Here is a 26,926-nt window from a genome sequence, read left to right as displayed (position 1 = left end):
CCACTGACAAGCATGATCCGGCGGGGCGGGGAGCACCAACGCAACGCGGTGCCGTCCGCCGTGTCAGGGACCGGTGGGGGCGCCGCGTCACGGGCCGGTGGGGGCGCCGCGTCACGGGCCGGTGAGTCCGCCGTGTCACGGACCCGTGAGGACGAGGGCCACGACCGCCTCCCCGGTCCGCCAGGCCATCGCCCGGCGCGGCCCGCCGAGCGCGGGAGGCCGCAGCCCCAGCAGCGGGACCCGGCGCGGCGCGGGGCCGAACACCCCGCTGCGGTCGGCCTTGACCGCGGCCTCCTTCAGCGCCCACGCCCCGGCCAGCGCCTCGGCCCGGTCCGGGCCGATCAGGGAGAGCTCCCCCGCGGAGAAGGCGTGGTCCGCGACCCGGCGCACGGCGGCGGCGGAGGCCGTCTCGCACAGGTCCACGCCCACCGGCCGCCGCGCCAGCGCTGCGGCGGCGTGGCCGGGGGTGTGGCTGATGGAGACGTGCACGCGGGGCAGCGGCAGGCCGCCGACGAGGAGCTGCGGGCTGCCGTCGTCCCTCGGCAGGACCTCCACCTCCCGCGCCGGCGCCCCGAGGAGTTCGCCGGCCAGCCGCTTGGCGAGGAGGCGGCCCGCCATCCACTCGGACCGCCGCCAGGCCGGCAGCGCGCGGGCCACCCGCTGTTCGGCGGGGGAGAGGCACAGCGGCAGGTGGGTGAGGTCGGGGCGGTGGGCCACGAGCAGCCCGGCCCCGCCCCAGTGGTGCACGCGGCCCGGGGCGAGCGGCAGGAAGACGGTGTCCATGGCGGGCCCCGGGTCAGGCGGCGGCCGGCGCCGCGTCGGCGGCACCGCCGGATTCCGCCGCGTCGAGCCGGCGCAGTTCCCGCGTCAGGGCGGTCACCGTCCGGCGGATCTGCTCGGGCGTGTGGTCGCGGGTGACGAAGAACCGCAGCCGGGCCTTCTCCTCCGGGACGGCCGGATGGAGGATGGGGTTGACGCTGATGCCCTGCCGGAACAGGGCCTCCGCGAGGCGCAGGGTCTTGGCCGAGTCCCCGATGATGCACGGCACGACCGGCGTGTCGTGGCTGTCGCCGGTGTCGAGGCCCGCCGCCCGTGCGAGACGGGTGAACAGGGCGGCGTTCGCCGTCAGGCGGGCCACCCGCTCCGGCTCGGCCCGCAGCAGGCGCAGCGCGGCCAGGGAGGCGGCGGTGTCGGCCGGGGTCAGCCCGGCGCTGTAGACGAACCCGGGGGCGGTGTAGCGCAGGTACGAGACCACCCGGTCGGTGCCCGCGACGTAGCCGCCGCAGCCGGCCAGGGCCTTGGAGAGGGTGCCCGCCCAGAGGTCGACGGCCGCGCGGTCGACGCCGTGGTACTCCCCGACGCCGCCGCCGGTCGGGCCGATCGTCCCGATGCTGTGCGCCTCGTCGACCATCAGCAGGGCGCCGTGCCGGCGCTTGACCTCGATGAGGGCGGGCAGGTCGGCGATGTCGCCGTCCATGCTGTACACGCCTTCGACGACCACGAGCACCCTGCGGTACTGGTGGCGGATCTGTGCGAGGAGGGCGTCCAGGGCGGCGGCGTCGTCGTGCGGGAACGGCCGGCGCGTGGCGCCGGAGAGCCGGCAGCCCTGCAGGATGCTGTCGTGGGCGAGGGCGTCGTGGACCACGAGGTCCCCGGGCCCCACGAGGTGCCCGATGACGGTGACGTTCGTGGCGTGGCCGTTGGCGAGGGCGAGGGCGTCCTCGCAGCCGAGCAGACCGGCGAGTTCCGCCTCCAGCTCCAGGTGGAGCGGGCGGTTGCCGGACAGCAGCCGGCTGGCGGACACCGAGGTGCCGTAGCGTTCCACGGCCTCGGTGGCCGCCGCCGTGACCTGCGGGTCCGTGGCCATGCCGAGGTAGTTGTAGCCGGAGAAGGAGACGAGCTCCCGGCCGTCGACCACGGTGGTGCCGGTCAGGCCGCCCTCGTGGACGAGGAAGTACGGGTTGGCCAGCCCCGTCCGGTCGAGGAGCGCGAGGCGCTCGCCGTGGCGGGCGACCTCGGGGAAGCACTCGATCCGCGTGTGCGCGTCGGGCAGCGAGTGCCCTGCGGGCGGCGGGTCGCAGCCGGGCGCCGGCCCGGCCGCGGGGGCCGCGGCCGCGGGGGCGGCGGGCGGCGCGGGGAGGGCCACCGGCGCGGCCTCGGGGGAGGCCTCCGGAGACACCTCCGGTACGGCCGCCGGTGCGGCCTCGGGGGACATGCCGGGTGCGGGGGCCGGGGTGGCGGCCCGGGCGGGGGCGGCCGGCGGGCTGAAGCCCGTCGGTGCGGCGGCTGGTGCGGCCTCGGGGGAGACCTCCGGTACGGCGACCGTGGCGGCCGGCTCCGGCACGGCCTGCGGTACGGGGACCGGGGTGGCGGCGGCGATCAGCGCGGCCAGCCCGGCGATGGTCGGCCGGTCGGCGGCCCTCTCGTCGAGGGCCCACTGCGGCCACTGCCGGGCCAGGGCCGTGAACAGGTCGGTCAGCATCAGCGAGTCGAAACCGAGGTCGTCGACCAGGAGCTGGTCCCCGCGCAGATGGCTGACGGGGAAGGCACTGACCCGGGCCACGTGCGCGAACACGGACTCGGTGACCACGTCGGCCGCGGCGCCCGCCTGGGTGGTGTCGGCCGCGCCGGAGCCGGCCGGCGGCGACGACGCCTCCGGGGCGGTCGCGGCGGGCACGGGCTCCTCGCGGGCCGGCACGCGAGGAGCGAGCGGGCCGGCGGGAGCCGGTACGGAGGCCGGCGGGGCGGGCACCCGGTCGGCGGACGCCGCCCCGACGCCGCCCCGTGCCGGCACCGTGAGCCGAGCGGCGGGGGTTGTCCGGGTGGGGACCGTGGGTTCGGGGGCGGTCGCCGAGGTCAGGGCCGGGCCTTGCGGGGCAGCGCCGGCCGGGTCCGGTGCTGCCGGCGGAGGACCGGCGAGGCCGGTGGCGGCCGGGGCCCGACCGGCCCGGGCGTCCGCGGCGCGGGGGTCCACTACCGGCGCGGCTGCTGCCTGAGCGTCCGCTGGCGGGGTGGCACCGGCCGTGGCGTCCACGGCCGGGCCTGCCTCAGCCGGGCCTACCTCAGCCGGGCCTGCGCTGGCCGGGCCTGCCTCGGCCTGGCCTGCCTCGGCCTGGGCCGTGTCGGCCTGGGTCGTGTCGGACGGGGCCGTGACAGTCGCGGGGGCGGGGTCCGGGGGTGTTTGTGCGGGAGCCGGGCGGGGGGACGGGAGGGCGTTCGTGAGGTGGGTGAGGAGGGCCGCCTGGTGGCGGATCATGCGCAGGAGTTCGTCCGCGGTGTCGTCCGACGGAGGCTCCGTGGGCGCGACGGGCCGGGCCGTGGCGCGTCCCGCCGGGGCTGGGCGCTTGCCCGGTACCCAGTAGGACTGGGTGTCCAGCTCCGCCGGCGGCAGGTCCAGCAGCCGGCGGTGCTCGGCCGGTACCAGGCCCCGCGGGTCGACGGGGGCGCCCAGGACCGCGAGCCGGGCCAGGGTCCGGACGAAGCCGCGGCCGTCCTCCCGTTCCACCGCGTCGGCGGCGAAGAGGTGCACGTCGTCGTGGTGGTAGAGGGTGCGGCGTACCGGGGTGAGCAGCGAGCTCCCGCCGTTGACCTGGAGGAACACGCGCGCACCCTGCTCGTAGGCGGTGCGGACCGCGTCGCCGAAGCGGACCGGCGCGGACGCGTGCCGGGCCCACAGCCCGCGCAGCGCGGCGGGGTCCGCACACCGTTCCCCGTTCACCGACGAGACGAACGGCACCACGGGAGCGACGATCCGCCGGGCGGCGAGGAGCGTGCGCACCTCCTCCTCGGCCGGGGCCAGCAGCGGGGAATGGAAGGCCCCCGCCACCTCCAGCGCCACCGTGACCACTCCGGCCCCGGCACAGGCCTCCCGCAGGGCGGCCAGGCCCTCCGCGGTGCCGCTGACCACGATCTGGCGCTGCTCGTTGAAGCAGGCCGGCCACACGCCGTCGATCCCCTCGACCAGCCGCCGGCAGGTCTCCTCGTCCGTCTGCACGGCGAGCATCCCGCCCGGCGGGCCGTTCTTCGCCGCCCGCCCCAGGGCCGCGCCCCGCCCGGCCAGCAGCCGTACGGTGTCCTCGCCGGTCAGCGCCCCTGCGGCGGCCGCCGCCGCGAACTCCCCGACGCTGTGGCCGAGGGTGAGGTCCGGGGTGATGCCGCAGTCGGCGAGGAAGCGGGTGGCGGCGACCTGGACGGTGCCCAGCACCGGCTGGCAGACCTCGGTGGCGGTGAGCCGCCGCATGGCCTCCTCAGCCTGGCCGCGGGCGGAGCCCGTCCCGTACAGCAGGGCGGCCGTGTCCGGTCCGGCCACCGCGCCCAGGGCGTCGACGGCCGTACGGAACCCGGCGTACCGCTCGTAGAGGTCGCGCATCATGCCCGGCCGCTGGCTGCCCTGGCCGGGGTAGAGCAGGGCGATGCGGCGCTGCGCGGCCGGCAGCGGGGCCTCGGCGGCGAAGGCGTCGTCGCCGAGGTCACCCCGGGCGCCGTCCTCCAGCTGCCGGCGGGCCCGGCGCAGCCGCTCCGTGAACTCCTCCGTGTCGGCGGCCACGATCGCCAGGCGCGTCTTCAGCGGCTGACGCCCGCCCAGGGTGTGGGCCAGCGCCCCCAGCGGGGGCCGGTCCGCCGGGTCGAGTGCCTCGAGGGCGCCGAGCACGTCGCCGATGTGCCGGTCCAGCAGGCGGGGGCTGCCGGCCGAGAGGAGGACCAGCTGGGGCGTGCCGGCGCCGTGAAAGGGGGGCTCCGGAGGCGGGCCGGCCGGCGCCGGCGCGGGCCGCTCCTCCAGCACCACGTGGACGTTGGTGCCGCCGAAGCCGAAGGAGCTCACGGCCGCCCGCAGCGGGGCGTTCCCGTCCGCCCACGGCCGCGGGGCCTCGGCGAAGCGCAGGCCGGCCGCGGCGACGCCCAGTTCCGGGTGCGGGGCGGTGCGCGGCTGCGGCACGATCGTGCGGTGGTGGACCACCAGGGCCGTCTTGATCAGGCCCGCGATGCCCGCCGCCGACAGCGAGTGCCCGATGAGGGCCTTGCCCGAGCCGAGGTAGCACAGGCTCGGGTCGTCGTCCGGCCACTCGGTGCGCAGCCGCCGCAGTGCCTCGATCTCGGCGCGGTCGCCCGCGGCGGTGCCGGTGCCGTGGGCCTCCAGGAAGCCGACGGAGGACGGCGGGACCCCGGCGTCCTCGTACGCGCGGCGCATGGCGCGCAGCTGGCCCTCGGCCGTGGGCACCAGCGGGCCGGGGGAGGCCCCGTCGTTGGCGGAGCCGATGCCCCTGATCACGGCGTAGACGCGGTCCCCGGCGGCGAGCGCGTCGGCGAGCGGCCGGATGACGACCGTGCCGGCGCCCTCGCCGAGGACGAAGCCGTCGGCCTCCGCGTCGAACGGGCGGCACACCCCGGCCGCGGACAGCGCGCGCAGCCGGGAGAAGCCGATCAGGCTGTCGGGCGTGAGGTTGAGGTACACGCCGCCGACGACGGCGATCCGGCAGGCGCCCCGGTGCAGCTGGGCGATCGCCTGGTCGAGGGCGACGAGCGAGCCGGAGCAGGCGGCGTCGACGGCGAAGCTGGGGCCACCGAGGTCGAACTGCCGGCTCACCGTGCCGGAGGCCATGTTGAGCAGGCTCCCGGGCAGCGTGAAGGACTGCACGGTGCCGAACCGCTGGGCCTGCTCCCGGGCGGCGTCGCGGTCGAAGGAGCCGTCCGCGGCCCCCTCCTGCTCGGCCAGGGAGATCGCGCGCAGCGGGGCCGCCATCAGGTCCTTGTAGTCGGAGACCGAGATGCCGAAGAAGACGCCGGTGTTCTCCCGGTCGAAGTCGCCGCGCCCCATCCCCGCGTCCTCGAGCGCCTCGCGGGTGACGTCGAGCATCAGCCGGTGCTGCGGGTCCATGGCCCGGGCGCGCGCGGGGGGCACCCCGTAGTGGAGGGCGTCGAAGCGGTCCACGCCGTCCAGGAAGGCGACCTGGTCGGTGTAGGCGGCGTGCGTGGCCGAGTGGTTGCCGGGCTCGTGGAAGGTCCCGTGGTTCCAGCGCTCCGCCGGGACGGGGGAGAACTGGCGCTCTGCGCTCATCAGGAGCTTCCAGTAGGCGCGGGTGTCGCGGGCGCCCGGGAAGCGGCAGCCGAGTCCGGTGATGGCGATGTCGGTCATGAGGGTCTTCCTTCGGTCTTCCGTGTCGTGGTGACGGGGGAGGGGGGACGGGTCGGGGGAACGGGTCGAGGGGGAACGGGTCGGGGGGAACGGGGCGGGGCGCGCCGGGGTCAGGGCGGCGCGGGGGCCGGGGCCGGGGGCGGCGCCAGTACCGCCCGGGTGGGGCAGATGCCGGCCGGAGGGGGCGGCGCGGGACGGGGCGGCGGGGGCCGGGGCGCCGGCTGCGCGCCGGTCAGCGGCCAGGGCGCCCACCAGTTCCAGGAGCCCGCCAGGCGCATCAGCGCCGGTACCAGGACGCCCCGCACCAGGGTGGCGTCGAGGAGGACGCCGAGGCCGGCGCCGATGCCGAAGAACTGCAGGAGGGAGACCTGCGAGGTGCCGAAGCTCAGCAGGGTGAACGCGAGCAGGGCGCCCGCGGTCGTCACGATGCCGCCGGTGCGGGAGATGCCCGAGACGATCGACGTGGGGTTGTCCTCGCCCGCCTCGTGCGCCTCCTTGATGCGCGCGAGCACGAACACCTCGTAGTCCACCGACAGCCCGAAGACGATGCAGAACAGCAGGACCGGCATGGTCGTGCTGAGCGGCCCGGGGGTGAAGCCCAGCAGGTCGCGCAGATGGCCCGACTGGAAGACCCAGACCATCGCGCCGAGGACGGCGGCGAGGCTCAGGGCGTTCAGCGCGATCGCCTTCAGCGGCAGCAGCAGGCTCCGGGTGAAGCCGAGCAGCAGGACGAAGGTGGTGAGGGCGATCAGGTACAGCGCCAGCGGGAGCCGCGCCCCCACCGTGGCCTTGGCGTCGACCAGGACCGCACTCGGCCCGCCGACGAGGACGGTCGCGCCGGCCGGGGCCGGAGTGGCCCGGACCTCGTGCACGAGCCGCTGCGCGGCGCTCGACCGGGGATCGCCCAGCGGCACCACGGAAAGCCGCTCCGGGCCGGTGCCGTCGGAGCCCGCCCCGGCCGGGGCGTCCTGAGGGGAAGACTGCGGGGCGGCCTGCGGGGCGGGCCCGGGTGCCGGCTCCGGCAGGCCCTGCCGGAAGCCCACGCCGGGCCCGGTCACCCGGGCCACCTGCGGCAGCTGCGACAGCCTCAGGGCGTAGTCGGCCCGCTCCGACGCGGACACCGCGCCCGTCAGCACCACCGTGAGCGGGCCCGCGCCCGCCGGGTCGAACTCCTCGCGCACCAGGTCGCCGGTCCGCCGGCTGGACGAACTCACCGGCAGCGCCCGGTCGTCCGGGGTGGCGAAACCGGCGTGCGCGAACGGCGCGGCGAGGACCAGCAGCAGGCCGATCACCGGCAGCGCCGCCAGCAGCGGCCGCCGTACGACGATCCGCGCAAGCCCCTCCCACAGCCGCGAGCCCGAGCCGCTGCGGGCCCGCCGGCGCCAGGGCACGGGCCAGGCGTTGACCCGTTCGCCGAGCAGCGTCAGCAGCGCGGGCAGCACGGTCACGGCGCTGACCGCCGCGATGGCCACCACGGCGATGCCCGCGTACGCGAAGGAGCGCAGGAAGTAAGGGGGGAAGACCAGCAGGGTGGCCAGGGCGGCGGCGACCGTCGCGGCGCTGAACCCGATGGTGTGCCCGGCCGTCCGCACGGTCCGCACGGCGGCCTCGCGCGGGAGGTGTCCGGCGGCCAGCTCCTCGCGGAACCGGGAGACGACCAGCAGCCCGTAGTCGATGCCCAGCCCCAGGCCGAGCGCCGTGGTGAGGTTCAGGGCGAACACGGACACGTCCGTGACGCCGCCCAGCAGGCTCAGCACGAGCAGGGTCCCGGCGATGGCCAGCACCCCGATCAGCAGCGGCAGCGCCGCGGCCACCACACTGCCGAAGACCAGCACCAGCAGCACCAGGGTGCCCGGCAGGACGACGGCCTCGGCCCGCTTCAGATCGGACTCCGAGATGTCCTGGAGTTCGGCGTCGACCATGGCCGCACCGCCGACGTGCACGGCCAGGACCTGTCCGGCGCCGCCGTCCGGGGTGCCGGTGCCCAGTTCCTCGCCCAGCCGCCTGGCGCGCTCGCCCAGCTGCTCGCCCTCGCCGTCCAGATGCGCCACCAGCATGGCCGCGCCCCCGTCCCGGCCGCGCAGCTGCGCGGCCCCGGGAGCCGCGGACCAGTACGAGGTCACCCCGCTCACGTGCGGTTCGGCGGCGAGCCGCGCGGTCAGGGCCTCGCCCGCGCGGCGGGCCGCCGGGTCGTCGACGGAGCCGGTACGGGCCCGTGCGACGAGGACCAGATTCGGTTCGGCCCCCGCGTGCTCGGCCAGGAGCCGGGCGGCGCGGCTGGACTCGGAGCGCGGATCGTCGTAGCCCTGGCTCTTCAGCCGGCCGGCCGCTCCCGCGCCGAACACGGCGGACAGGACGAGGAAGGCCAGCGCGGCGAGGAGCACGAGTCGGGGACGGCGGGTCACGCGGTCCCCCGCACGACGGAACATGATGCCTCCGGTCCGGACGGGTGCTCCGGCACCCGACGGTGCGCGGGGCGGTGGACTTCCACCGTGCCCGGGGGAGGGGCGGGGCCCGTAGCCCCGGCTGTTCGTTACTTGACAGGCTCCCGGAGGTACGCCTCAAGCTCCGCGGCCCCCGCCAGCAGGGCCCGTCCGCGGGCCGACAGCCGGGCCCGCCAGCTGCCGAGGGCGGCCTCCAGCGGTTCCAGCCCGCCCGCCGCCCGTACCTGCTCGGCCAGCGGGGCGATCTGCTCCAGCAGGTAGCCGCCCCGCCGCAGTTGGTGGGCGAGCCGGGCGTCGCGCACGGCGGCCGCGTCGTAGCGGCGGTACCCGGTCAGCGGATCGCGGGGCGGGCGCACCAGCCCGGCCGCCTCCCACTTGCGCAGGGTCGCGGGCCGGACCCCGAGCTCCCGCGCGAGGGAGCCGATGAACCGGCCGCCGGCCCCGCCGGCCCTCCCCCCGGCCTCCGGCGCCGTGTCCGCGCCCCCGCCTTTGTCTGTGCCTGTACCCGTCTCCGCGCCGGGCGGGGGAGCCAGGTCGCGCAGGGCCCGCTCCACGGCTTCGAGCGTGCGCCGGTCCTCCGCCAGCTGGGCATGGCTCAGGTCGATGAGGCGGAAGGCCTCGTCCACGGCTTCCCGGTTCACCGCCCGCATCACCGCCGTCGCCGTCGCGTGGCCGTGGCCGGGCACCAGCGCCAGGAACGCGGCCAGGGCCAGGGCGTGCCTCGCGGTGTAGGCGCGGTAGCCGTTGCCGCCGCGGGCGGCGGGCGGCAGGACCCCGGCCTCCTCGTAGTTCCTGACGGCCTGCGTGGACAGACCGTGCGCCCGCGCCAGGTCGACCGGCCTGAGCTTCCTGCCCCTTTGAAGGTTCTCTTCCACAGGACCGACGATACCTGCGGTGGTAGCGGGCAGAGGCTTGGCAAAAGTTTCCACCGAAGGTTCAACGATAGCGTTGAAGGCATGGCAATCGACATCAAGGACACCACCCGTACGCTCGACGCCGCCGCCCTCATGGAACTGCTCGGGACCCGGCCCCGTGTGCTCGCCCTGGGCGAGCCCACCCACGGCGAGGACGCCCTCCTCGAACTGCGCAACGACCTCTTCCGCCGGCTGATCGAGGAGGAGGGCTACCGGACGGTCGCGATCGAGAGCGACTGCCTGCGGGGCCTGGTCGTGGACGACTACCTCGCCACCGGCGAGGGCACCCTCGACGCGGTCATGGAGCAGGGCTTCAGCCACGGGCTCGGCGCCTCCGCCGCCAACCGCGAGCTCGTGCGCTGGATGCGCCAGTACAACGCCGCCCGGCCCGCCGCCGGCCGCCTGCGCTTCGCCGGCATCGACGGCCCGCTGGAGATCACCTCGGCCGAGAGCCCCCGGCAGGCCCTCACCGCCCTCCACGGCCTCCTCGCGGCATCGGTCGATCCCTCGCTGCTCCCCTGCGACGCCGACGCGCTCGACCGCCTGCTCGACGCCGACGGACCGTGGACCGACGAGGGCGTGATGTGGGACCCGGCGCTGTCCGTGGGGCGCTCCGCCGCGGCCCGGGAGCTGCGGCTGCTCGCCGACGACCTGGTGGAGCTGCTCGACGAGCAGGCCCCGCAGCTGATCTCCGACACCTCGAGGGAGGACTGGGAGCGGGCGCGCCTGTACGGGCGCACCGCCACCGGCCTGCTGCACTACCACCACTGGACGGCCGACCGCTCGCCGCTGCGCTGGGCCCGGCTGTCGGGGGTACGCGACCGGATGATGGCCGACAACCTCCTCGCCCTCACCGAGCGGGGGCCGGTCCTGGTCTTCGCGCACAACGCCCACCTCCAGCGGGAGAAGAGCAGCATGCGGATGGGCGGGGCACCGATGGAGTGGTGGAGCGCCGGTGCGCTGGTGGACGCCCGCCTCGGCCGGGAGTACGCCTTCGTCTCCACGGCCGTCGGCACGATCCGGCACCACGGGGTGGACACCCCGCCCCAGGACACGGTGGAGGGGCTGCTGCACGCGCTGCCGGAGGACCGCCCTCTCGTCGACACCCGCGGGCTGGCCGCCGCCCTCGGTGGCACGCCGCCCGCACGGCGCGTCTCGCCCTGGTTCGGCTACGCGCCGCTGGACCCGGCGCACCTGACGTCGGTCGACGGGCTCGTGTACGTACGCGACCTCCCGCCGGAGGCCGGGCCCCGGCGGGAGGTCGGACGGCCGGGCTAGTACCCGGGCTGGTTCTGGTTCTGGTTCTGCTGGTTCTGGTCGGGGGCGGGCGGTTCAGCGGGCCGCTCGGTCGGTGGGGGCGGGGCCTCGGTGGGAGGCGCGGGGGGTTCCGGTGCCCGGGTGGGCGGCGGCGGGGTGACGGGTGCCTGGGTCGGTTCCGGGGGCGGTACCGCGGGCTTCTCGGTGACCGGCGGCGGGGTGGACGGCGCCCGGGTCGTCGGCGCCTGAGTGGTCGGCGGCTGAGTGGTCGGCGGCCGGGTGACCGTCCGTTCGGTGGACGGGGTCACGGTCGCCGAGGGGGGCGTCGGGGTCGGGGTCGGCGTCGCTTCGGCGGTGGGGGTCGGAGTGGGCGTGAGGGTGGCCGGGGTCTCGCTCGCCGGCGAGGGGGTCGTGGGCGTCGGCGTGGCGGGGGTCTGGGTCGCCCCGGTCGGGGTGGTCGTGGGCGTGCCGGTCGGGGTGGTCGTCGGCGGCTTCACGCCCGGGGTCTGCGTCGCCGGGGGCGTGGTGCCCGGGGACTTCGTGCCCGGGGACTCGGTGGTCGGCGTCCTGGTGCCCGGGGACTGCGTCCCGGGCGTCTGCGTTCCGGGTGTCTGCGTTCCGGGGGTGTGCGTCCAGGGCGTCTGGGTCCCCGGGGTGTAGGTCGTCGGCGGGGGCGGCGGGCTCGTCGGCCAGTGCCGGGGCGGGGGAGGGGCCGGCTTGTCGTGGTGGACCTGGTCACCCGTGTACCGGTGGACCCACTGCTTGTCCTTGGGGTCGTAGATGACGAAGACGTTGATCACCGTGGTCGAGCGGTTGACGACCACCACGTTCTGCGGCTGGTACCCGGGCCAGCTGGGCCCCTTCTGCCGCGGCGTGCCCTGCTGCGGGACCACCCGGCTCAGCGGGTTGCCGCAGGCGCAGCGCACCTTCGGCTCCCCGTACTTGTCCACCAGCACGGCCGTGCCCGCCTGCAGCACGGACTGGTAGCTGGTGGCGACGCCGTTGCGGTAGCCGTGGTTGGTCACGCGGGTGTCCGAACGCAGCTGCACGGGCGTGAGCGACCGCAGATAGCTCGGGACCGAGGACTCCTGCACGCCCACGACCGAGGCGAAGGCACGGTTCCTGGCGGGGTCGGCCGACAGGTAGCGGACCTGCTTCTCCACGTCGCAGCTGGCGGTGTTGCGGGTGCCGCCGTAGAGGCCCGGCTCCGAGCCCGCCACGCTGGCGATGTTGTCCCGCTTGGCGGGAGCCGTGCTGGGGGCCGCCGCGGGCAGGGCGGAGGTGGTGTTCGCGGTCGACGGGGTGTAGGGGTCCACGCCCGCGTCGTCCGTGGGCTGGAGGATGACCTCCCCGGCCGAGGCCGTCTGGCTGCCGGGGCGGCCGAGGACCACGGCCAGGACCACGGCGACGACGACGGCGGCGGTGATCGCCGCGATCCGCGGCACGGACCGCCACCAGGGGCGGTGGCCGTCCCCGCCGGAGGACGGCGGCGGTCCGCCGGGACCCGACGGCGGGCCGCCGCCCGAGGGCGGGGGCGGTGGCGGTGGACCGCCCTGGTCTCCGGACGGGCGCCCGGAGAGGGGGCCGGAGGGCGGGCCGGTGGGACGCTCTGACAGCGGTTCGGAACTCACATTCCCCTCCCACCGGGCGGGCGCAGGAACGTGAAACTCGAACGGTGTGCATTTTTTATGCAATTTCATCCGAGTTTCACACCGTTAGGGCCCATTGTGTCCCCCGGCCCCATGGGGTCCGCAAGCCGAACGGCCTACGCCGGGCCCACGCCGGGCCTACGCCGGGCCTACGCCGGGCCCACGCCGGGCCCACGTCGGCCTACGCCCAGGAGGCGGCCACCAACGACCGCCGCGCCGCCGTCAGGTGCGCCGAGGCCGCCAGCCAGGCCCACGCGTACCCGTCGGCCGACGGGTCGGTGAGCCGGCCGAAGGCGTCCCGGGGCCGCCGGTCCGCCTCCGCGACGAGGGCGGCGGCCAGGCCGGCCGCCGCCGTGAAGCCGGCCCGGCGCAACGGCCCGTACTCGGCCTCCGGCTCGGGCGACCGCGCCGACTCCGCCACCGCACGGCGGCCGCCCGCGACCCCGGCCTCCAGCAGCCGCCGTACCCGCCACAGGGGCGAGTCGGCCAGCGGATCCGGACCCGGTGCGACGGGGCCCGGCGCGGCGGCGGGGGCCTCGCCGGTGACGTGGCCGCCCTGGAGGCGGTCGTAGCCGAGGTCGGCCCGGTCCCGCCACTCGGGCGGCAGCCGCAGCGTGTACCCCGCCCCGGGCACCGGCCCCACCGCGAGCGGCCGCAGCGTGGCAGCCCGGTCCGGGTCCGGGCGGCCCAGGACCCGCAGCGCCAGCCCCGGCCAGCCGGCCAGCCGGCGCAGGTTCGCGGTGTGCGCCAGCTCCGGGTGCGGGTGCGCGGGGAGCAGCCGCAGCAGCGGCGCGTCCGCCCGTACCGTGCCGTCGGGCGACAGCTCCCGTGCGAGGACGTGGTCGCCGGCCGCGCCCTCCACCCGGACGGCGCAGCCCAGCAGGCCGGGTTCGGCGTCCTGCGCGAGCAGCCCGGCGACGGCCTCGGCCGCCGGGCGGGCGAACAGCGCGGCGACCGGCTCCCGGTCCCAGGAGAGGCCCGGCACGGGCGTGGCCCGGACCCCGCGCCCCGCGCCGAGCCGCCCGTCGGCGGAGACCGTCGCCCCGGCGATGCGCAGGCCGCCGCGCGCGAGGCCGGCATGATCGAGGACCCCGCCGCCGAGGGCCACGGACGCGGCCCCCGCACCCCTGGCGCGGGCGAGTCCGCCGGGACGGACGTCCGACAGCGAGTAGGGCACGCCGTCCGCACCGAGGAGGTGGGTGACCACGCCCCCGTAGCCGGTCGCGGTCAGCACGGGTTCCCGGCACAGGCCGTGCACCCTCAGGCTGCCTCCCGACGCGTAGGCGCGGCGGCCGCTCCCGGTCAGCCCGGGGCCGCCCGTACCGGCCGCCAGCAGCGCGGCGGTGCGCAGCAGCGATTCGAAGGCGGCGGCCAGGTCGGCCAGCCGCTCCCCGGCCCTGCGCTCCCGCGCGGCCCGCAGCCCCCGCACCACCCGCAGCGCGGCGGCCTCGGCACCGGGCAGCCCGGCCACGCGCGCGGTGTGCGCGGCCCGCAGCAACTCGGCCTGCACGACGGCACCCCCGGCGGCCACCCCGGCCGCCAGCGCCTCGGCCCCCACGGCCCACAACCCGGCCCCGGCCCGCACCTGCGCGGCACTAGGCGCGCCCCCACCCCGACCCGCCCCACCCACGACGGCCCTGGCCTCGGCGGCCCTAGGGGCGGCGCCGGGGCTGCCTGGGCTGGTGATACCGGCGCCGGCGGTGCCTGCGCCGGCGGTGCCTGTGGCTGTGGCCCCGGCGCCGGCCCCGGTGCCTGGGGCGCCTGTGCCTGTATCCCCGGCTGTGCCTTCGGTCCCGGCTGGGCCTGGGGTGTGGGGCCGTCCGGTGGCATCGGGCTGCTCGGCGGCTCCGGCGCCACCCGGGAGGCCGTTTCCGGCCGGGCCGGTCCTTGCGGCCATTCCCGGCGTGCCGGCGGGTCCGGCGGCCGCAGTGCCGTGGCCCGGAGGCAGCGCGTCCGCATGCGGGGCGGGGCCCTCGGCCGTGGTGGCCTCCCGCCCGGCAGCGGCGACCGTGCCGGCGGGCAACGGTCCGGCCCCGGGGTCCGGGTCCGGGCCGGATGCCCCGCCGGGCCCGGACCCCGCCTCCGACCATGAGGCCGACACCCCTGCGTCCTCGCCCGGCCCGGGCCATGGCAGCGGGTCCGCCACCGGGCACGCGGCCAGGACCGCCGCGCGGTGCAGACAGCGCGGCGCCAGGAGGCAGGTGCAGGCGGCCTGCCCGGCCTCCGCGACCGCCCCCGAGGGCCCCGGGCGCAGCGTCACCACCGCGTCCTCGCCGAAGGAGACGACGACGCTCCCGTCCGCCCCGGCCTCCGCACCGTCCCGGCAGCCCTCCACGGCCGCGTCGAGCTTCTTGCGCAGCCGGGCGCTCAGGGCCTCCACGGCCTCCGCCGTCACCTCGGCGGCGACGGGCGGCAACAGCGGGCTGGTCATCGGGCCTCCCCACGGAGTCGGTCGCCCACCCAGCGGGCCAGGGCGAGAGGGCTGAGCGCGGCCACCGGCATCCCGGCCGCGACGAGTTGCCGCGCCACCGGGACCGAGTACCGGGGCGCGCCGGAATCGTCGAGCGCGGCGCAGCCCAGCAGATGGGCTCCGGACGCGGCCAGCGCACGGACCTCCCCGAGCAGGCCCCCGACCGGGGCGCCTTCCTCGAAGTCGCTGACCACCACGACCAGGGTGCGGCTCGGCACCGTGATCAGGGTCCGGGCGTGCGCGAGGCCCGCCGCGATGTGGGTACCGCCCCCGACGCGGACCTCCAGCAGGAGGGAGAGCGGGTCGGCGACCCGGCCGGTCAGGTCCACGACCTGGGTGGAGAAGGCCAGGAAGTGCGTGGACAGGGTCGGAACCCCGCCCAGCACGGCCGCCGTCAGCGCCGACCAGACCACGGAGGCCTCCATCGAGCCGGAGACGTCCACCACCAGGATCAGCCGCCAGTCCGCCTCACGGGACGCGCGGGTGCTGAACACCGGCCGCTGCGGGACCACGACCACCCGTCCGTCGTCGAGGCGCCGCGTGTGCGCCAGGTTGGCCCGCAGGGTGCGTGCCAGGTCGAGCCGGCCGCCGGGGCGCCGGGTCGGGCGCGGGGTGGACAGGCCCGACAGGGCCGGTCGCATCCGGGTGGCCAGTTGCGCCGCCAGCTCGTCGACCAGCCGCTTCACCAGCGGCCGCAGCCGGGCGAGTTGCTGCTCGGGCATGCCGCCGGCCAGGGAGAGCACGGAGGTCAGCAGTTCCACGGAGGGCCGCACGGACGCCGGGTCGAGCTGGGCCAGTACGTCGGTACGGCCCGCGCCCGCCGCGTCCGCGAGCACCTCCTCCCGTACGTCGGCACCGAACAGCGACTCCAGCTCCTGCGACCACTCCCGGGCCGTCGGGAAGGACGGCCCGTCCCCGCCGCCGGGCCCGGACCGGCCGACGTCCCCGGAGCCCTCGCCGCGCCCCGCGCCGTACAGCTCGTCGAGGGCGCGGGCGTAACGGTGCGCCCCTGCGGGCAGCCGGTCACGCTGGCGCCCCAGCAGCAGCCGCCACCGGTCGGCGGCCGTCAGCCGCTGCCCGTCGCCGGAGCCGGCCCCTTCAAGGGCCGCCGCCTGCGCGGCCGTACCCGTCGGCCGCGCCGCACGGCTGCGGGCCACGGCTCCCCCGGCCGTCCGGGAGGGTCGCTGCGGGTGTCCGGGCGTCGCTGCTCGGGGGATCGCGCCGCCTGGTTGCGCCGGATCGATGGAGTCCACCGCGCCCGAATCCGGGTGCGCTGCCCCTCCGGCGGCCGCCGTACTGGTCTGCTGCTCAGCTGTACCGGTGGGGGCCGCGTCTCCGGGGTTGGTGCCCGTCGGGTGCTCCGGTTGCGGTGAGGCCGCCGCTCCGGCGGCCGGCCCGTCTGGCTCGGGCCTGCCCGGGTGGGCTGCCCCTTCGGCGGCGGCCGTGCCGGTCTGCTCACCCGTACGGGTGGGGGTTGCGTCCGCGGGGTCGGTGGCCGTCGCTGCCGCGGCGCCGGTCGCGGTCGGCTGCGCCGCGGGCGCGTGCGCCTCCGCTCCCGCGGTCGGACTGCTCGGGTCCGGGCAGGTCGGGGGAGTGCCGTCGGCGGTCGAGGCCGTCGGTTGGGTCGAACGGGTGGGCAGCGGGAGTTCCTTGAGGGCTCCCAGCCCCGCCGCGTCGGCGGCGGCCCAGAGGGCGAGCAGGGCGGCCGGTGCGTCGAGGGTCAGGTCGAGCCGGTCGCCGAGGCGCTCGGTGACCGTGTCCAGCAGCCGGTCCCGCGCGGCCGGGGACAGCGTGTCGAACCCGGCCCGCAGCGCGGGCAGCCGCTGCAGGAAGGCCTCGTCGGCCAGGCCGTCCACCCGGTCCAGCAGCGGGGTCAGCGCGGCGGGGGAGGTCTCCAGCAGCGGCCCGGCCGCGGTCAGCAGCCCGGCGATCCGGCGGGCCAGGGTGCGCCGCCCGTCGGCCGTGGCGGCCCCGTCCACCCAGGCGGCGGCGCGGGCACCCAGCCCGGCGGCCGGGTCCAGGTCCAGCAGCACCCGTACGGCCAGCGCCGCCCCCCGCATCAACGGGCTCCCGCCCTCCGCGAGTTCCGCCAGGGCGGCGTCCATCCGCACCCCCAGCCGGCGGGCCGCGGCCCGGTCGGAGAGGGCCACCAGGGCGGCCGCGTCGGCGGGGTCGTCGCTGCCCGCGAGGCCGGGCAGCGACCGTACGGCGGTGTCCAGCAGATCGCCGGCCAGCGCCTCGGCGACGGCCCGGGCCCCGGCGGAGGCGCCGGGCAGGTGGCCGCGCCGCAGCCCCTCCAACAGGTCGACGGCCCCCAGGAGTTCCGCCACCCCGGCGGTCTGAGGCAGCACGGCGGCCGCCTCCTCCAGCCGTACGTCGACCAGTTCGGGCAGGTCGCAGCGTGCGGCGGCCTCCAGCCCGGCCAGTACCTGGGCGGCAGTCGGGCCGCCCTCGGCGGCCTCGCGGCGTGCGGTGTCGCGCAGCGTACCCGCGGCCGCCTGGGCGGCGGTGACGCCGCGGACCCCCGCCAGGTCCAGGCGGGCCGGTACCGAAGGGGTCCAGGACAACCGCCACTTGCTGCCCAGGGCGGTGCCGTCGCCGGTGACGGCGACGTCCACGGGCTCGCCGTACGAGACCCCGCAGACCAGCAGGCGCCGGAGCAGCACCTCGCGGCGCCCGTCGAGCTCGGAGCGCAGGGGGTCGAGGCGTACCTCGCGCGGCGCCGGGTCCTCGGGGGACGGCAGCCGCAGGCCCGCCAACTCCGCCTCCACGGAGGGGCCGAGACCGGAGCGCGGGGCGTGCGGAGTGGTCCGGCCGCGGCCCGTTCCCACGAAGACGGCCTCCAGGGCGCGGGCCAGCGCCCGCCCCCGGCCGAGGGGTTCGCCCTGCCCGAGCACCGTGGTGACGGCCTCGAGGAGTTCGCCCCGGCCGGGTGCGGGGAGCCCGCGCAGCCCTGCCAGATCGCAGGCGAGCCGCAGGGTCTCGGCGGCCTCCCCGGTCCCGGCGGTGTGCCCGGCCCGGCGCAGCTCCCGGCACAGCCGCGTGAGCGCGGCCGAGGCCGCCTCCCGCAGCCGCACCGGATCCCCGCCGGCCTCGAAGACGGCCTGCTGCCACAGCGGATCCCGGATCCCGGCGGGATAGCCGGAGCGGGAGTCGAGCAGATCGTAGGAGTACGCGACGAACGAGGTCACCACCCCGTCCCCGGCCCCCGGCCGCGCGGACCCGGCGACGCCCCGGGCCCGAACGCCCGCACGGGCCCCGGCCGCCCGGCTTCCGCCCTCGGCCCCGTCACCCGGCTCGGACGCGGACCCGGTACCGCCTCGGCCCCCGGCAGCGCCGGAACCGTCTCCGGCCGGAGCTTCGGCTCCCACCCGGATCGAGCCGCCGGAGCCACTACCGACCCCGCCATCGCTACCGGCCTTGCCGCTGGCCTCCGTCTGGGGTCCGTCCTCTGTCTGGCCTCCGGCCTCGGTCCGGGGTCCGGTCTCGCTCCGAGATCCGCTCTCTGTCTGGGCGTCAGCCCGTGTCTGGCCGTCAGCCTTGGCCTGGGGCCCGGTCCCGCCCCGGGGTCCAGTCTCGGTCCAAGGCATGGTCTCTGTCTGGGCGTCGGCCTTGGCCTGGGCCTCGGCCTCTGATCCGGCCTCGGCCTCTGATCCGGCCCCGGCCTCTGATCCGGCCCCGGCCTCGGGTCGGGCCTCGGCCCCACCCCTGCGCGGTCCTGGTACCGGGGTGCCCGTCAGCAGTGCCGGGGCGTGGAAGGCGCCGATCACCGCCGCCACCCGGCGGCCGCCCTCGCCGGCCGCCGAGAGGACGTCGCGCATGTGCGACTCCCGCGCCAGGTCCGTCGCCGGGACGGTGCCCGCGTCGGCGCGCAGGGCCCAGCCGACGCCGAGCGCGGCGCGGCGCACGGCCTCCGGGGAGCAGCCCGGGGCCAGGACCTCCACGGCCCGGTCCCACATGTCGTCCCCGTCGCGCCCGGACCCGGACGCGGCGAGCGCCTCCGCGTACGACCGCCGCCCCACAGCGGCACCGTCCCGGCCGCTCGGCACGTCCGCCTCCGCCGGGGCGTCCCCCGCCCGGGGCCCGCCGGCGGGTCCGGTCAGGTCCGCACCCGGCTCGTCGGCAGGCTCCGAGCCGCGCCCGACGACGGCCTCGGTGGGCCCGTTGCCACGGTCGGCACCTGGTCCGGTCGCAGCCGAAGCCGACGCGGCGGCAGGCTCCGTCCGGCGCCGGACGGCGTCACCGGCGGGCCCGTCGGCAGGGTCGGTACCCGGCGCCTCGGCAGGGTCCGCACCGCACCCGGCGGCGGCCTCGGCGGGCCCGTCGGCAAGGTCGGCATCCGGCCCGTCGGCAGGGCCCGTGCCGCGCGTGACGACGGCCTCGGCGGGCTCGTTGCCACGGTCGGCACCTGGTCCGGTCGCGGCAGGAGCCGACGCGGAGGCAGGCTCCGCCCGGCGCCCTGCGGCGGCCTCGGCGGGCCCGTCGGCACGGTCCGCACCCGGCCCGTCGGCCCCGCCGGGGCCCGGGCCAGCCGCCGCCGTCAGGGACCAGCCCCCGTCCGACAGGGGGAGGTCGCAGCACAGGACCTCCACGCCGTGCTCCCGCGCCCAGCGGAGGGCCGCCAGTTCCGGGGAGAAGTCCGCGAACGGGTAGAAGGCCAGCCGGCCCTCGCGGCCGAGGCCCGCCAGGGCCACCGGGGCGACGGTCTCCGGGTCGGCCAGGTGGCGCAGCCACGGCTGGAAGTCGGCCGGCAGTTCCACGCAGACCACCTCCGGGTCCGCGGCGTCCAGCAGCGCCGGAACCACCGCGGCCAGCGCGGGGCTGTGGTGCCGTACGCCCAGCAGGTACGGCGTGCGCGAGGCGGCCAGGGCCTCCACGGCCTTCCGTGGATCAGCGGCGAGCGTCAACGCAGGCTCCCGCGCAGGTCCCAGAGCCGGCGCCACATCGCCGAGCCGTCCTCGGCCCGGCGGCGCACCGGGCCGTCCCAGTAGCCCAGCAGCCGCCCGTGGTCGGCCGGGTCGTCCTTGCGGACGACGCCCAGCAGGTGCCCCGGCAGCAGGTCCAGCACGTCACCGCCCGGCAGGTACGCGGCCGCGACCCCCAGCGAGGCCGCCACCTGCACCGCCTCCGCCGTGGACATGACCGTTCCGGGCCGTTCCACGTCCCAGCCCTCCGCGCTGCGCCCCGAGCGCAGGTCCCGGAAGACGGTGACGAGTGCGTCGAGCACGCTGTCGTCCACCCCGAATGCCGCCCCGGCCCGCTCCACCGCGGCCACGGCCTGCCGGCGGATCAGCGCGGCCTCCGCGTCCGGGTCCGAGATCGGGCCGACCGTCTCGAAGTTGAAGCGCCGCTTGAGCGCCGCCGACATCTCCGAGACGCCCCGGTCGCGCAGGTTGGCGGTGGCGATGACGGTGAAGCCGGGGGCCGCCGAGACCACCGAGTCCTCCGTCGCCGTCAGCTCGGGCACGCTCACCCGCCGGTCGGACAGGATCGACACCAGCGCGTCCTGCACCTCGGGCAGACAGCGGGTGATCTCCTCGACCCGTACCACCCGCCCCGTGCGCATCGCCGCCAGCACGGGGGAGTCGACCAGGGCCTGCCGGGTCGGGCCCTGCGCCAGCAGCAGGGCGTAGTTCCAGCCGTAGCGGAAGGCGTCCTCGGTGGTGCCCGCCGTACCCTGCACGGTGAGCGCGCTGGTGCCGCACACGGCGGCCGACAGCAGCTCGGACAGCATCGACTTGGCGGTGCCCGGCTCACCCGTGAGCAGCAGCCCCCGCTCACCGGCCAGGGTCACCACGCAGCGTTCCACCAGGGCGCGTTCGCCGACGAACTTCGGCGCGATCACCAGCTTCGACGGCATCCCGCCGCGCCGCTTGGGCAGGGCCAGCTCCTCGCCGTCGCTGCCGCACACGAAGGTGACCACCGCGCGCGGGGTCAGCGCCCAGCCCGGAGGACGGGGGCCGGTGTCCTGGGCGGCGAGGAAGGCCAGTTCGGCGGCGTACCGCTCCTCGGCAGGCACGACCTGCCGTGCGGGTGCGGACGGTTCGGTCATGGTCATGGTCAAGTCCTCGTGTTCTCGGCTTCAGCCGTACGGAGGCTTCCGCCGTACGGAAAGGAAGGAGGGGCCCGGCGGGGGCGGGGCCGGTCAGGGCCCGCGCCCCCGCCGGGGCCGGTCACGGGCGGCGGCTCAGCGCCGCCGGCCCGTGGTGCGCTTCACCTTGAGCTCCTCGAAGCGCGGCACGTCGCCCTCGCGGACCCGCGCCCACGCCCGGCGGTACAGCTCCGCGGCCGGCTCGGCGGGCACCAGCAGGCCCAGCACCGGCCGGCCGCCCGGAGCCACGCCGTACATCGGCAGCTTCCACTGCTCGACGGGCAGCGCGGGCGAGTCCGGCTCGGCCCACGGGCCGGGCAGGAACAGGGAGCGCCCGGCCCGGCCGCGGGTGGCCGACACCACCAGGTCCGTGGCGGCCAGCTCCGCGCGGGCGGCCTTCAGCCGGGCCGGCTTCCAGCCCGTCCAGCGGGCCGTGTTCCGGTCGGTCGGGTCGGGCATCGCGAGCAGCGCCAGGTACAGGACGGCCGCGTCCGCGCCGAGCCCGTACTCCGCGGACACCTCCGCCACCAGCTCCGGGACGCTGCGGCCCGGGTCCTGCGGCCACCAGGTGCCCTCCACGTCCACCGCGCCCGCCACCGGCGCCCCCGGGTCGGCGAGCAGCGCCGCGAAGCCCGGGTCGTGGGCCAGGCGCAGCGCCGTCTCCGCCGAGGAGGGCAGCTGTTCGGTGCCGCGCAGCAGCGGCAGGTACGGGTCGGACCCGGTCGAGTCCAGCAGCGCCGTGCGCAGCGCGGGCAGGGGGTGGCCGCCGTGCGTGGGCAGTACCACCGCGCCGTACCGCTCGTACCCCTCCGCGGTCTCGGTCGGGGTGCCGGCCGCCTTGCGGAAGTCGGGCAGGCTCACGTAGTGCCCGACGCTCAGCAGCAGGTCCGGCGAGGCCAGCCGCTGCCGTACGGCCGTCAGCGCCGGCGGCAGGCAGGACCGTACGGGGTGCCCGGCGGGCAGCCGGTGCGCGAGCCAGGCCGCGAAGCCCACCGACGCCGTGAGCACGGCCGTGTCGAAGGGGTGCCCGCCCGGGACCACGGGCTCGGCGCGGTTCCCCTTGACGGTCCAGGCGGTGTCGGCGGACAGCACCGGGGACGCCGCCGCGTCCAGCAGCGCGGGCAGCGCCCGGTGCGCCGACCACGCCGGGCGGACCTCCTTGGCGGCGTCGGCGAGCAGCCACTCGGGCACCGGCGTACGGCGGCCCGCGCGCCGGTTCCACACCCGCGCGGCGGCCTCCGCGTCCGGTCCGTGCGTCCACAGCCGCGCCGGGTCGGCGGGCAGCAGTGCCGCGACCAGCTCGCGCCGCACCTCGGGGGAGAGGTCCCGGAGGTCGTTGCGGGCGGGCGCCGCGTCCGCGGCCTTGACCCCGAGGACCCCGCGCAGCTCGGCGGGCAGGAAATTGCGGTCGTGGGTGTCCACGTACGGCAGCCCCGCCAGCACCAGACGGGCCATGGCCGCCGACACGCCGGTCAGCCGGCCGAACTCCTCGGCCGCCTCCGGGAACCACGGCGCCGGGCCGCGCTCGGTGGCCTCCTTCAGGAACGCCGCCAGCCAGCCGGCCCCGCGCTCGCGGTCGCCGACCGTCACCGCCTCGCCGGCGCCGGTGTAGGGCGCGGGCACCGCGAAGGCGCCGGCCGGGTCGTGCAGCAGCGCGTCGAACTCGCGCGCCCGCTCGTACTCCCGGGTCTGCTCGTTCAGCGCGAGCACCGCCCCGCCGCCGAGCGGCACCACCGCGCGGTGCCGGCCGCCCTTGCCCCGCTCCCGGCCGTCGGCGCCCAGCAGGTGGCCGGTGTCGATCCGTACCGTCAGGCGCCGCCACCGGGCGGCGGAGGTCTCGGCCGAGGCCAGGCCGAGCGCCTCCACCTCGGACAGCGCCCGGCACAGGTCGGCCCGCTGCTCCTCGGTGGTGCCGGTGACGACCGCGCGGTACGCGACCGCGGCGGGTGCCTCCAGGAGCAGCCCCGCCCAGGGGAACGAGGACTGCGCCAGCTTCGGCAGGTCCACGTGCAGCCGTCCGGGCACCGCCTCGGCGGCGGTGTCGGCGACGGCCGTCCCCAGCGTCCGCAGCAGCACGAACGTCGCGTCGAGGTCCCCGCCGAGGTAGCGGTGGTAGGGGTTGCCCGTCAGCCCGTGCAGGGCGGCGTCGAGCAGCTGGTCGGAGGGTCCGCGCACGGCGCGCGGCCGCGGCGGGGCCGCCGGGCGGCCGGCCAGCGACTGCGCGACCCCGGCCAGGGCCTTGCGCTGGACCAGCGCGGCGCGGACCGCGTCGACCACCCCGGCGATCAGCACGGGCTCGCCGACCGCGGGCAGGGCGGAGCGCACCAGCGCGGGCAGCTCCTCGCGCTTCTCCGCCTCCCCGGCCGCCTTCAGCAGCGCTCCGGCGGCCGCGCCGTCCAGTGCGCGCAGCGCCGCCGAGCCCTCGGGGTCGCGGGGGCGCAGGCAGTACCAGTGGGTGAGCGGCGGGAGTTCCGCGCCGCCGGCGGCGAGCGGGGCGCCGTGGTGGCTCGCCGTGACCCGGGCGGTGACGGCTCCCTCGGGGTCGCGCAGGGACAGGGTCCGCCAGTCGCTCGTCACGGCGCGGGGCCGCTCGTCGCCGGGCAGGCGGACCGCCGCTTCCGGCCTGGCGCCGCCCTCGGGGACGGTGACCCGGCCGCCGGTGGTGTCGGAGCCGTGCCAGCCCCGGCCGGGCACGCGCACGGCGCGCCAGCCCAGCAGGCCGTCTTCGGAGGTGCCCAGGACGGAGCCCTCGACGGCGGGCGCCGGCCGCAGCCAGTTCTGGCCGACGTTGTCGGGCAGGCTGCTGCCGCCGGGGTGGTCGCGCAGGGCTTCGGAGAGGAAGGCCGGCATCGAGCGACGTCCCGTCGCCCCGGTGGCAGGGTCGTACTCGGCCCAGCCCCGGCCGCCGGGCTCGCCGTCGCCGTCCCAGGCCCAGTACGAGGTCCCGTCGGAGATGACGGGCCGTTCGGCCGGGATCCGGCTGTCGCCGCGGTGCAGCACGCCGAGGCCGGTGGTGCGGCCGCCGCCGGCCAGCGGCAGCGAGGCGTGCCCGGAGCGCATCTGCCAGTACGTGGCCGAGGAGTCCAGGGTGAGCACGTCGTCGGGGGCGCTCAGCCAATAGCCCTCGACGGGGCCGTTGTAGGTGGCCCAGAAGACGAGCAGGTCGCCGTCGGTGTAGTGGAAGCCGGTCTGGCGGTGGTTGCCGGAGGGTACCCGCAGGTCGTGCGTGAGCACGGTGGAGTCGGCGTCGAGGACCCGCACCTGCGTGGAGTTGGCGACGATGACGTACGGCCAGGCGTCCATCACGGTCAGGTGGCCGCGGCCGCGGCCGGGCGTCAGCTCGCGGACGGCGCTCTCCCAGGCCGGCCAGACCAGTTCCTCGAACAGGCCGCCGCGCAGGGTGCGGGCGAGGACCTTGCCCAGGTCGGCGGCGGCGGCCCTGCCCACCTCCTCCGGGGCCAGCGCCAGGGCTTCGGCGGGCAGCCAGGTCAGCCGGCGGATCGCCTCGGGCAGGTCGGGCAGGGCCGAGGCCGTGGACTCGGCGGCCACCTCGCGGACCCACTCGGCGATCAGCGGGCTGCTGCCGGGGGTGACGGCGAGCCGGCGCACGGTCTCGCGGCCGCCCGACATGTGGCTGTTGAACCGGTTGAGGGTGCGCAGGAAGGCGGGGCGCAGCCGCTCGTCGGCGCACAGCGCCACCAGGTCGCGCGGCTCGGCGGACCGGTTCCACTCCTCCAGGCCCATCAGGGCCCGGGGGCCGTCCTCGGGGTCGGCGACCGGAAGCCCGAGGGAGAGCAGCAGGTCGAGCAGGTTCACGTCCTGGAGGCCCAGGCGCAGGCCCTGCTCGCGGCCCGGCAGGGCCAGTTCGGCGCGCAGCCGGCCGGCGCAGCGGGTGACGAGCTCCAGCAGGGCCGGCACGGCGGGCGGGTTGCCCCAGCCGGCGTACCGGGCGGTCTGGAAGCGCTCCAGCCAGCCCGCGGTGCCGTCGGGGGAGCGCTGCTCCTCGGGCACGGTGTCGTCGGCCAGTCCGGCGGTGGCGCCGGACTCCTCCAGCACCTCCAGCCACATCACGGACAGTTCGCCCGCCTCACCGGTACCGCCCGGCACCATGCCGAGCAGGGTACCCCGTACGGACGGCACCCGCCGGGCCAGGGCGATGAGCGCGGCGCGGTGGGACTTCCACCAGCCGGCCGCCGCCCGCAGGGTGGCGGGCAGCGGCAGCAGCTCGGCCAGGTATTCCTGCTCGGGCAGGTTGCCCTTCAGCCCGGCCGCTCGGGCCAGGCGCCGCAGCTCGGTCGTGGCCTGCGCGGACGGCGGGAGCCCGCCCGAGGTGCGGCGGACGCACAGGCGGCGGAAGCGGGTGAAGGCCTCGGCGGGGGAGACCCGCTGGGCGAGCTCCTTGCCGTAGCCGGTGAGCACCTTCACCGGCAGGGCGCCGGCCAGGGCGAACTCCAGGAAGACGGCGTCGAGGCGGTCCTCGTCGACGGCCAGGCCGTAGCGGGCCTCGGCGGCCCGGGCCCGGCCGAACAGCTGGGCCGCGTACGTGGTGTTCTCGACGGCGAGGAAGACGCGCGCGGCCTGCTCGTGGAAGACGGGCAGGAAGTGCGGGAGGGAGGCGGCGAGCCGCTCGGCGATCTCGGTGCAGGCGTCGAGGGCGGCTTTGGGCTTGGTCTTCGCCTGCCGGGCCAGCCGGTCCAGCTCCGGGACCAGGGCGAGGGCGTGGTGCCCGTCGTCGGGGTGGTGCACGAGCACCCACTCGGGGAAGCCGAGCGCCTGCCGGCGGCCGAGGCCGACGACGGCGGGCTCGGCGTCCGGTATCAGGCCCAGGAAGCCCGCGGCGAGGTCTTCGGCGGCGCCCAGCTCGGCCGCGGCCAGCCGGACGACGACCCGCTCGTCCCCGAGCGCCGGGTGACGGTACGTCCGGGCGGTCAGCGGGACGGCCCCGGGGCCCGCGTCGGCGGTGCCGGCGGGCAGGACCGCGCCGGCGGCGAGGAGTCCGGCGCTCGTGCTCCCCTCGCCGGTGTCCGTACCGGCCAGTGCCTCGGTGGTGTCGGTGCTCATGCGTTCCCGCCCTCCTCGATCTTGCGCCCGGCGTACAGCGCCGCGGCCATCCGCATCCCCTCGGACCAGGCCACCGGTCCGACCTCGCCGAGCCGGACGGCCCGGCCCTCCTCGTCGTGCCAGCTCAGGGCGCCGGTCTCCGACTCGTCCTCCCAGTAGGGCTCGCCGATCCACACGGCCGCCTCCACCGCCCGCCCGGTGTCGCGGACCCGGCAGGTGGCGTAGCCGCCGGAGACGCGGTAGCCGAGGCCGGTGGCGCGGGCCGCGAGGCTGAACCGGGAGGGGAACTTGCCGCCCGCGTAGTCCCGTACCTCGGTGGCGGAGGCCTTGACCTCCTCGGGCCGGGTCCAGGTCGCCCGGTGGATCTGCTCCACGCGCTGGGTGATGTCCAGCTCGGCCGCGAACTCCCGTACGTCGTCCAGGTCGGGCAGCAGCACCGGGTGCGGCAGGGTCACCGTGCACGGGGAGAGGCGTACGGTCTCGCCGTCGAGGTTGACCACCTTGAGCTCGCCGGCGTCGGTGGCGTCGCGCAGGAAGCCCACCTCGTCGGGGTCGGCGTCACCGACGACGGCCAGGTCGCGCAGGGCGGCCTGCCAGGCCTCGTCGCGCCAGACCCGGGCCAGGAGGGCGGTGGGCACGGGCAGCGAGGAGACCATCCAGGCGTCCACCTGGGCCACGCAGGCGGCCTCGTGCCGGTCGAGCCATTCGGCGAGCCGGCGCAGCCGGTCCACCTCGGGGTGGTCGCGCAGCGCCTTGGGGACCGTCTTCAACTGCCGCCCCGCGGGCCGCCGTACGGCGACCCGCCCTTCCACGAGGGAGACCTCGTACCCCTCGTCCAACGCCAGCCAAGCCATCAGCCGTGCCCCTCCGCCTGTCCGGAAACCGTCTTGCGCAGCCCGGAGGAAGG

Annotated in this window: 10 protein-coding genes and 1 pseudogene; 1 reads left to right on the top strand and 10 read right to left on the bottom strand. The window is 77.5% G+C overall.

All coding sequences use genetic code 11. The annotated features are described in order from the left end of the window. Positions 1-135: 135 nt before the first annotated feature. The 4 genes from BX286_RS04810 to BX286_RS04795 form a co-directional block, all read right to left on the bottom strand. Entirely contained in the window at positions 136-783 is a 648-nt protein-coding gene (locus tag BX286_RS04810; protein WP_148710257.1) for a 4'-phosphopantetheinyl transferase superfamily protein, read from the bottom strand. Between the two features lie 13 nt (positions 784-796). After that, positions 797-6,133, bottom strand: a complete 5,337-nt coding sequence (locus tag BX286_RS04805) for a type I polyketide synthase (RefSeq protein WP_148710256.1) — start codon at positions 6,131-6,133, stop codon at positions 797-799. A gap of 110 nt (positions 6,134-6,243) precedes the next feature. Further along, entirely contained in the window at positions 6,244-8,538 is a 2,295-nt protein-coding gene (locus BX286_RS04800) for an MMPL family transporter (protein WP_187344093.1), read from the bottom strand. A gap of 128 nt (positions 8,539-8,666) precedes the next feature. Then, positions 8,667-9,452: a TioE family transcriptional regulator gene (locus tag BX286_RS04795; RefSeq protein ID WP_121014611.1), complete on the bottom strand. Its 786-nt coding sequence runs from the start codon at positions 9,450-9,452 to the stop codon at positions 8,667-8,669. An 81-nt stretch (positions 9,453-9,533) separates the two neighbouring features. On the opposite strand from BX286_RS04795, the gene BX286_RS04790 reads away from it, so the two are divergent. Beyond that, positions 9,534-10,769, top strand: coding sequence for an erythromycin esterase family protein (locus BX286_RS04790; RefSeq protein WP_121014610.1), 1,236 nt, complete (start codon positions 9,534-9,536; stop codon positions 10,767-10,769). 362 nt (positions 10,770-11,131) lie between these two features. On the opposite strand, the pseudogene BX286_RS36400 reads toward BX286_RS04790, so the two are convergent. The 6 genes and pseudogenes from BX286_RS36400 to BX286_RS04745 all read right to left on the bottom strand — a co-directional run. Further along, positions 11,132-12,379 (bottom strand): annotated as a pseudogene (locus BX286_RS36400) (DUF6777 domain-containing protein); the annotation flags it as partial. 199 nt (positions 12,380-12,578) lie between these two features. Then, positions 12,579-14,828, bottom strand: coding sequence for a hypothetical protein (locus BX286_RS04775; protein ID WP_187344091.1), 2,250 nt, complete (start codon positions 14,826-14,828; stop codon positions 12,579-12,581). Further along, the gene (locus BX286_RS04760) at positions 14,825-19,774 is read right to left on the bottom strand and encodes a DUF5682 family protein (protein WP_222842051.1); all 4,950 of its coding nucleotides are present in this window, start codon (positions 19,772-19,774) and stop codon (positions 14,825-14,827) included. The genes BX286_RS04775 and BX286_RS04760 overlap by 4 nt, the downstream gene beginning before the upstream one ends. After that, on the bottom strand, positions 19,771-20,925 hold the full coding sequence (locus tag BX286_RS04755) for an AAA family ATPase (RefSeq protein WP_187344090.1): 1,155 nt from the start codon (positions 20,923-20,925) through the stop codon (positions 19,771-19,773). Before BX286_RS04755 ends, BX286_RS04760 begins: the two co-directional genes overlap by 4 nt. 129 nt (positions 20,926-21,054) lie before the next feature. Further along, positions 21,055-26,019 carry a DNA-binding protein gene (locus tag BX286_RS04750; RefSeq protein WP_261993359.1) on the bottom strand — a complete coding sequence of 1,655 codons (4,965 nt, stop codon included), beginning with the start codon at positions 26,017-26,019 and terminating at the stop codon, positions 21,055-21,057. Continuing rightward, positions 26,016-26,873: a DUF4132 domain-containing protein gene (locus tag BX286_RS04745; RefSeq protein ID WP_100864721.1), complete on the bottom strand. Its 858-nt coding sequence runs from the start codon at positions 26,871-26,873 to the stop codon at positions 26,016-26,018. The genes BX286_RS04750 and BX286_RS04745 overlap by 4 nt, the downstream gene beginning before the upstream one ends. Positions 26,874-26,926 lie beyond the last annotated feature (53 nt).

Source organism: Streptomyces sp. 3211.6 (assembly GCF_003634815.1).
Lineage (GTDB): Bacteria > Actinomycetota > Actinomycetes > Streptomycetales > Streptomycetaceae > Streptomyces > Streptomyces katrae_A.
Note: the sequence above shows the minus strand (reverse complement) of the source record. Positions and strands in the feature narration are given on the sequence as shown.

Excerpts from the sequence above, each read along its gene's own strand:
- BX286_RS04810 (WP_148710257.1), bottom strand. The coding sequence starts at position 783 with ATGGACACCGTCTTCCTGCCGCTCGCCCCGGGCCGCGTGCACCACTGG.
- BX286_RS04805 (WP_148710256.1), bottom strand. The coding sequence starts at position 6,133 with ATGACCGACATCGCCATCACCGGACTCGGCTGCCGCTTCCCGGGCGCC.
- BX286_RS04790 (WP_121014610.1), top strand. The coding sequence starts at position 9,534 with ATGGCAATCGACATCAAGGACACCACCCGTACGCTCGACGCCGCCGCC.
- BX286_RS04775 (WP_187344091.1), bottom strand. The coding sequence starts at position 14,828 with ATGACCAGCCCGCTGTTGCCGCCCGTCGCCGCCGAGGTGACGGCGGAG.
- BX286_RS04755 (WP_187344090.1), bottom strand. The coding sequence starts at position 20,925 with ATGACCATGACCGAACCGTCCGCACCCGCACGGCAGGTCGTGCCTGCC.
- BX286_RS04750 (WP_261993359.1), bottom strand. The coding sequence starts at position 26,019 with ATGAGCACCGACACCACCGAGGCACTGGCCGGTACGGACACCGGCGAG.
- BX286_RS04745 (WP_100864721.1), bottom strand. The coding sequence starts at position 26,873 with ATGGCTTGGCTGGCGTTGGACGAGGGGTACGAGGTCTCCCTCGTGGAA.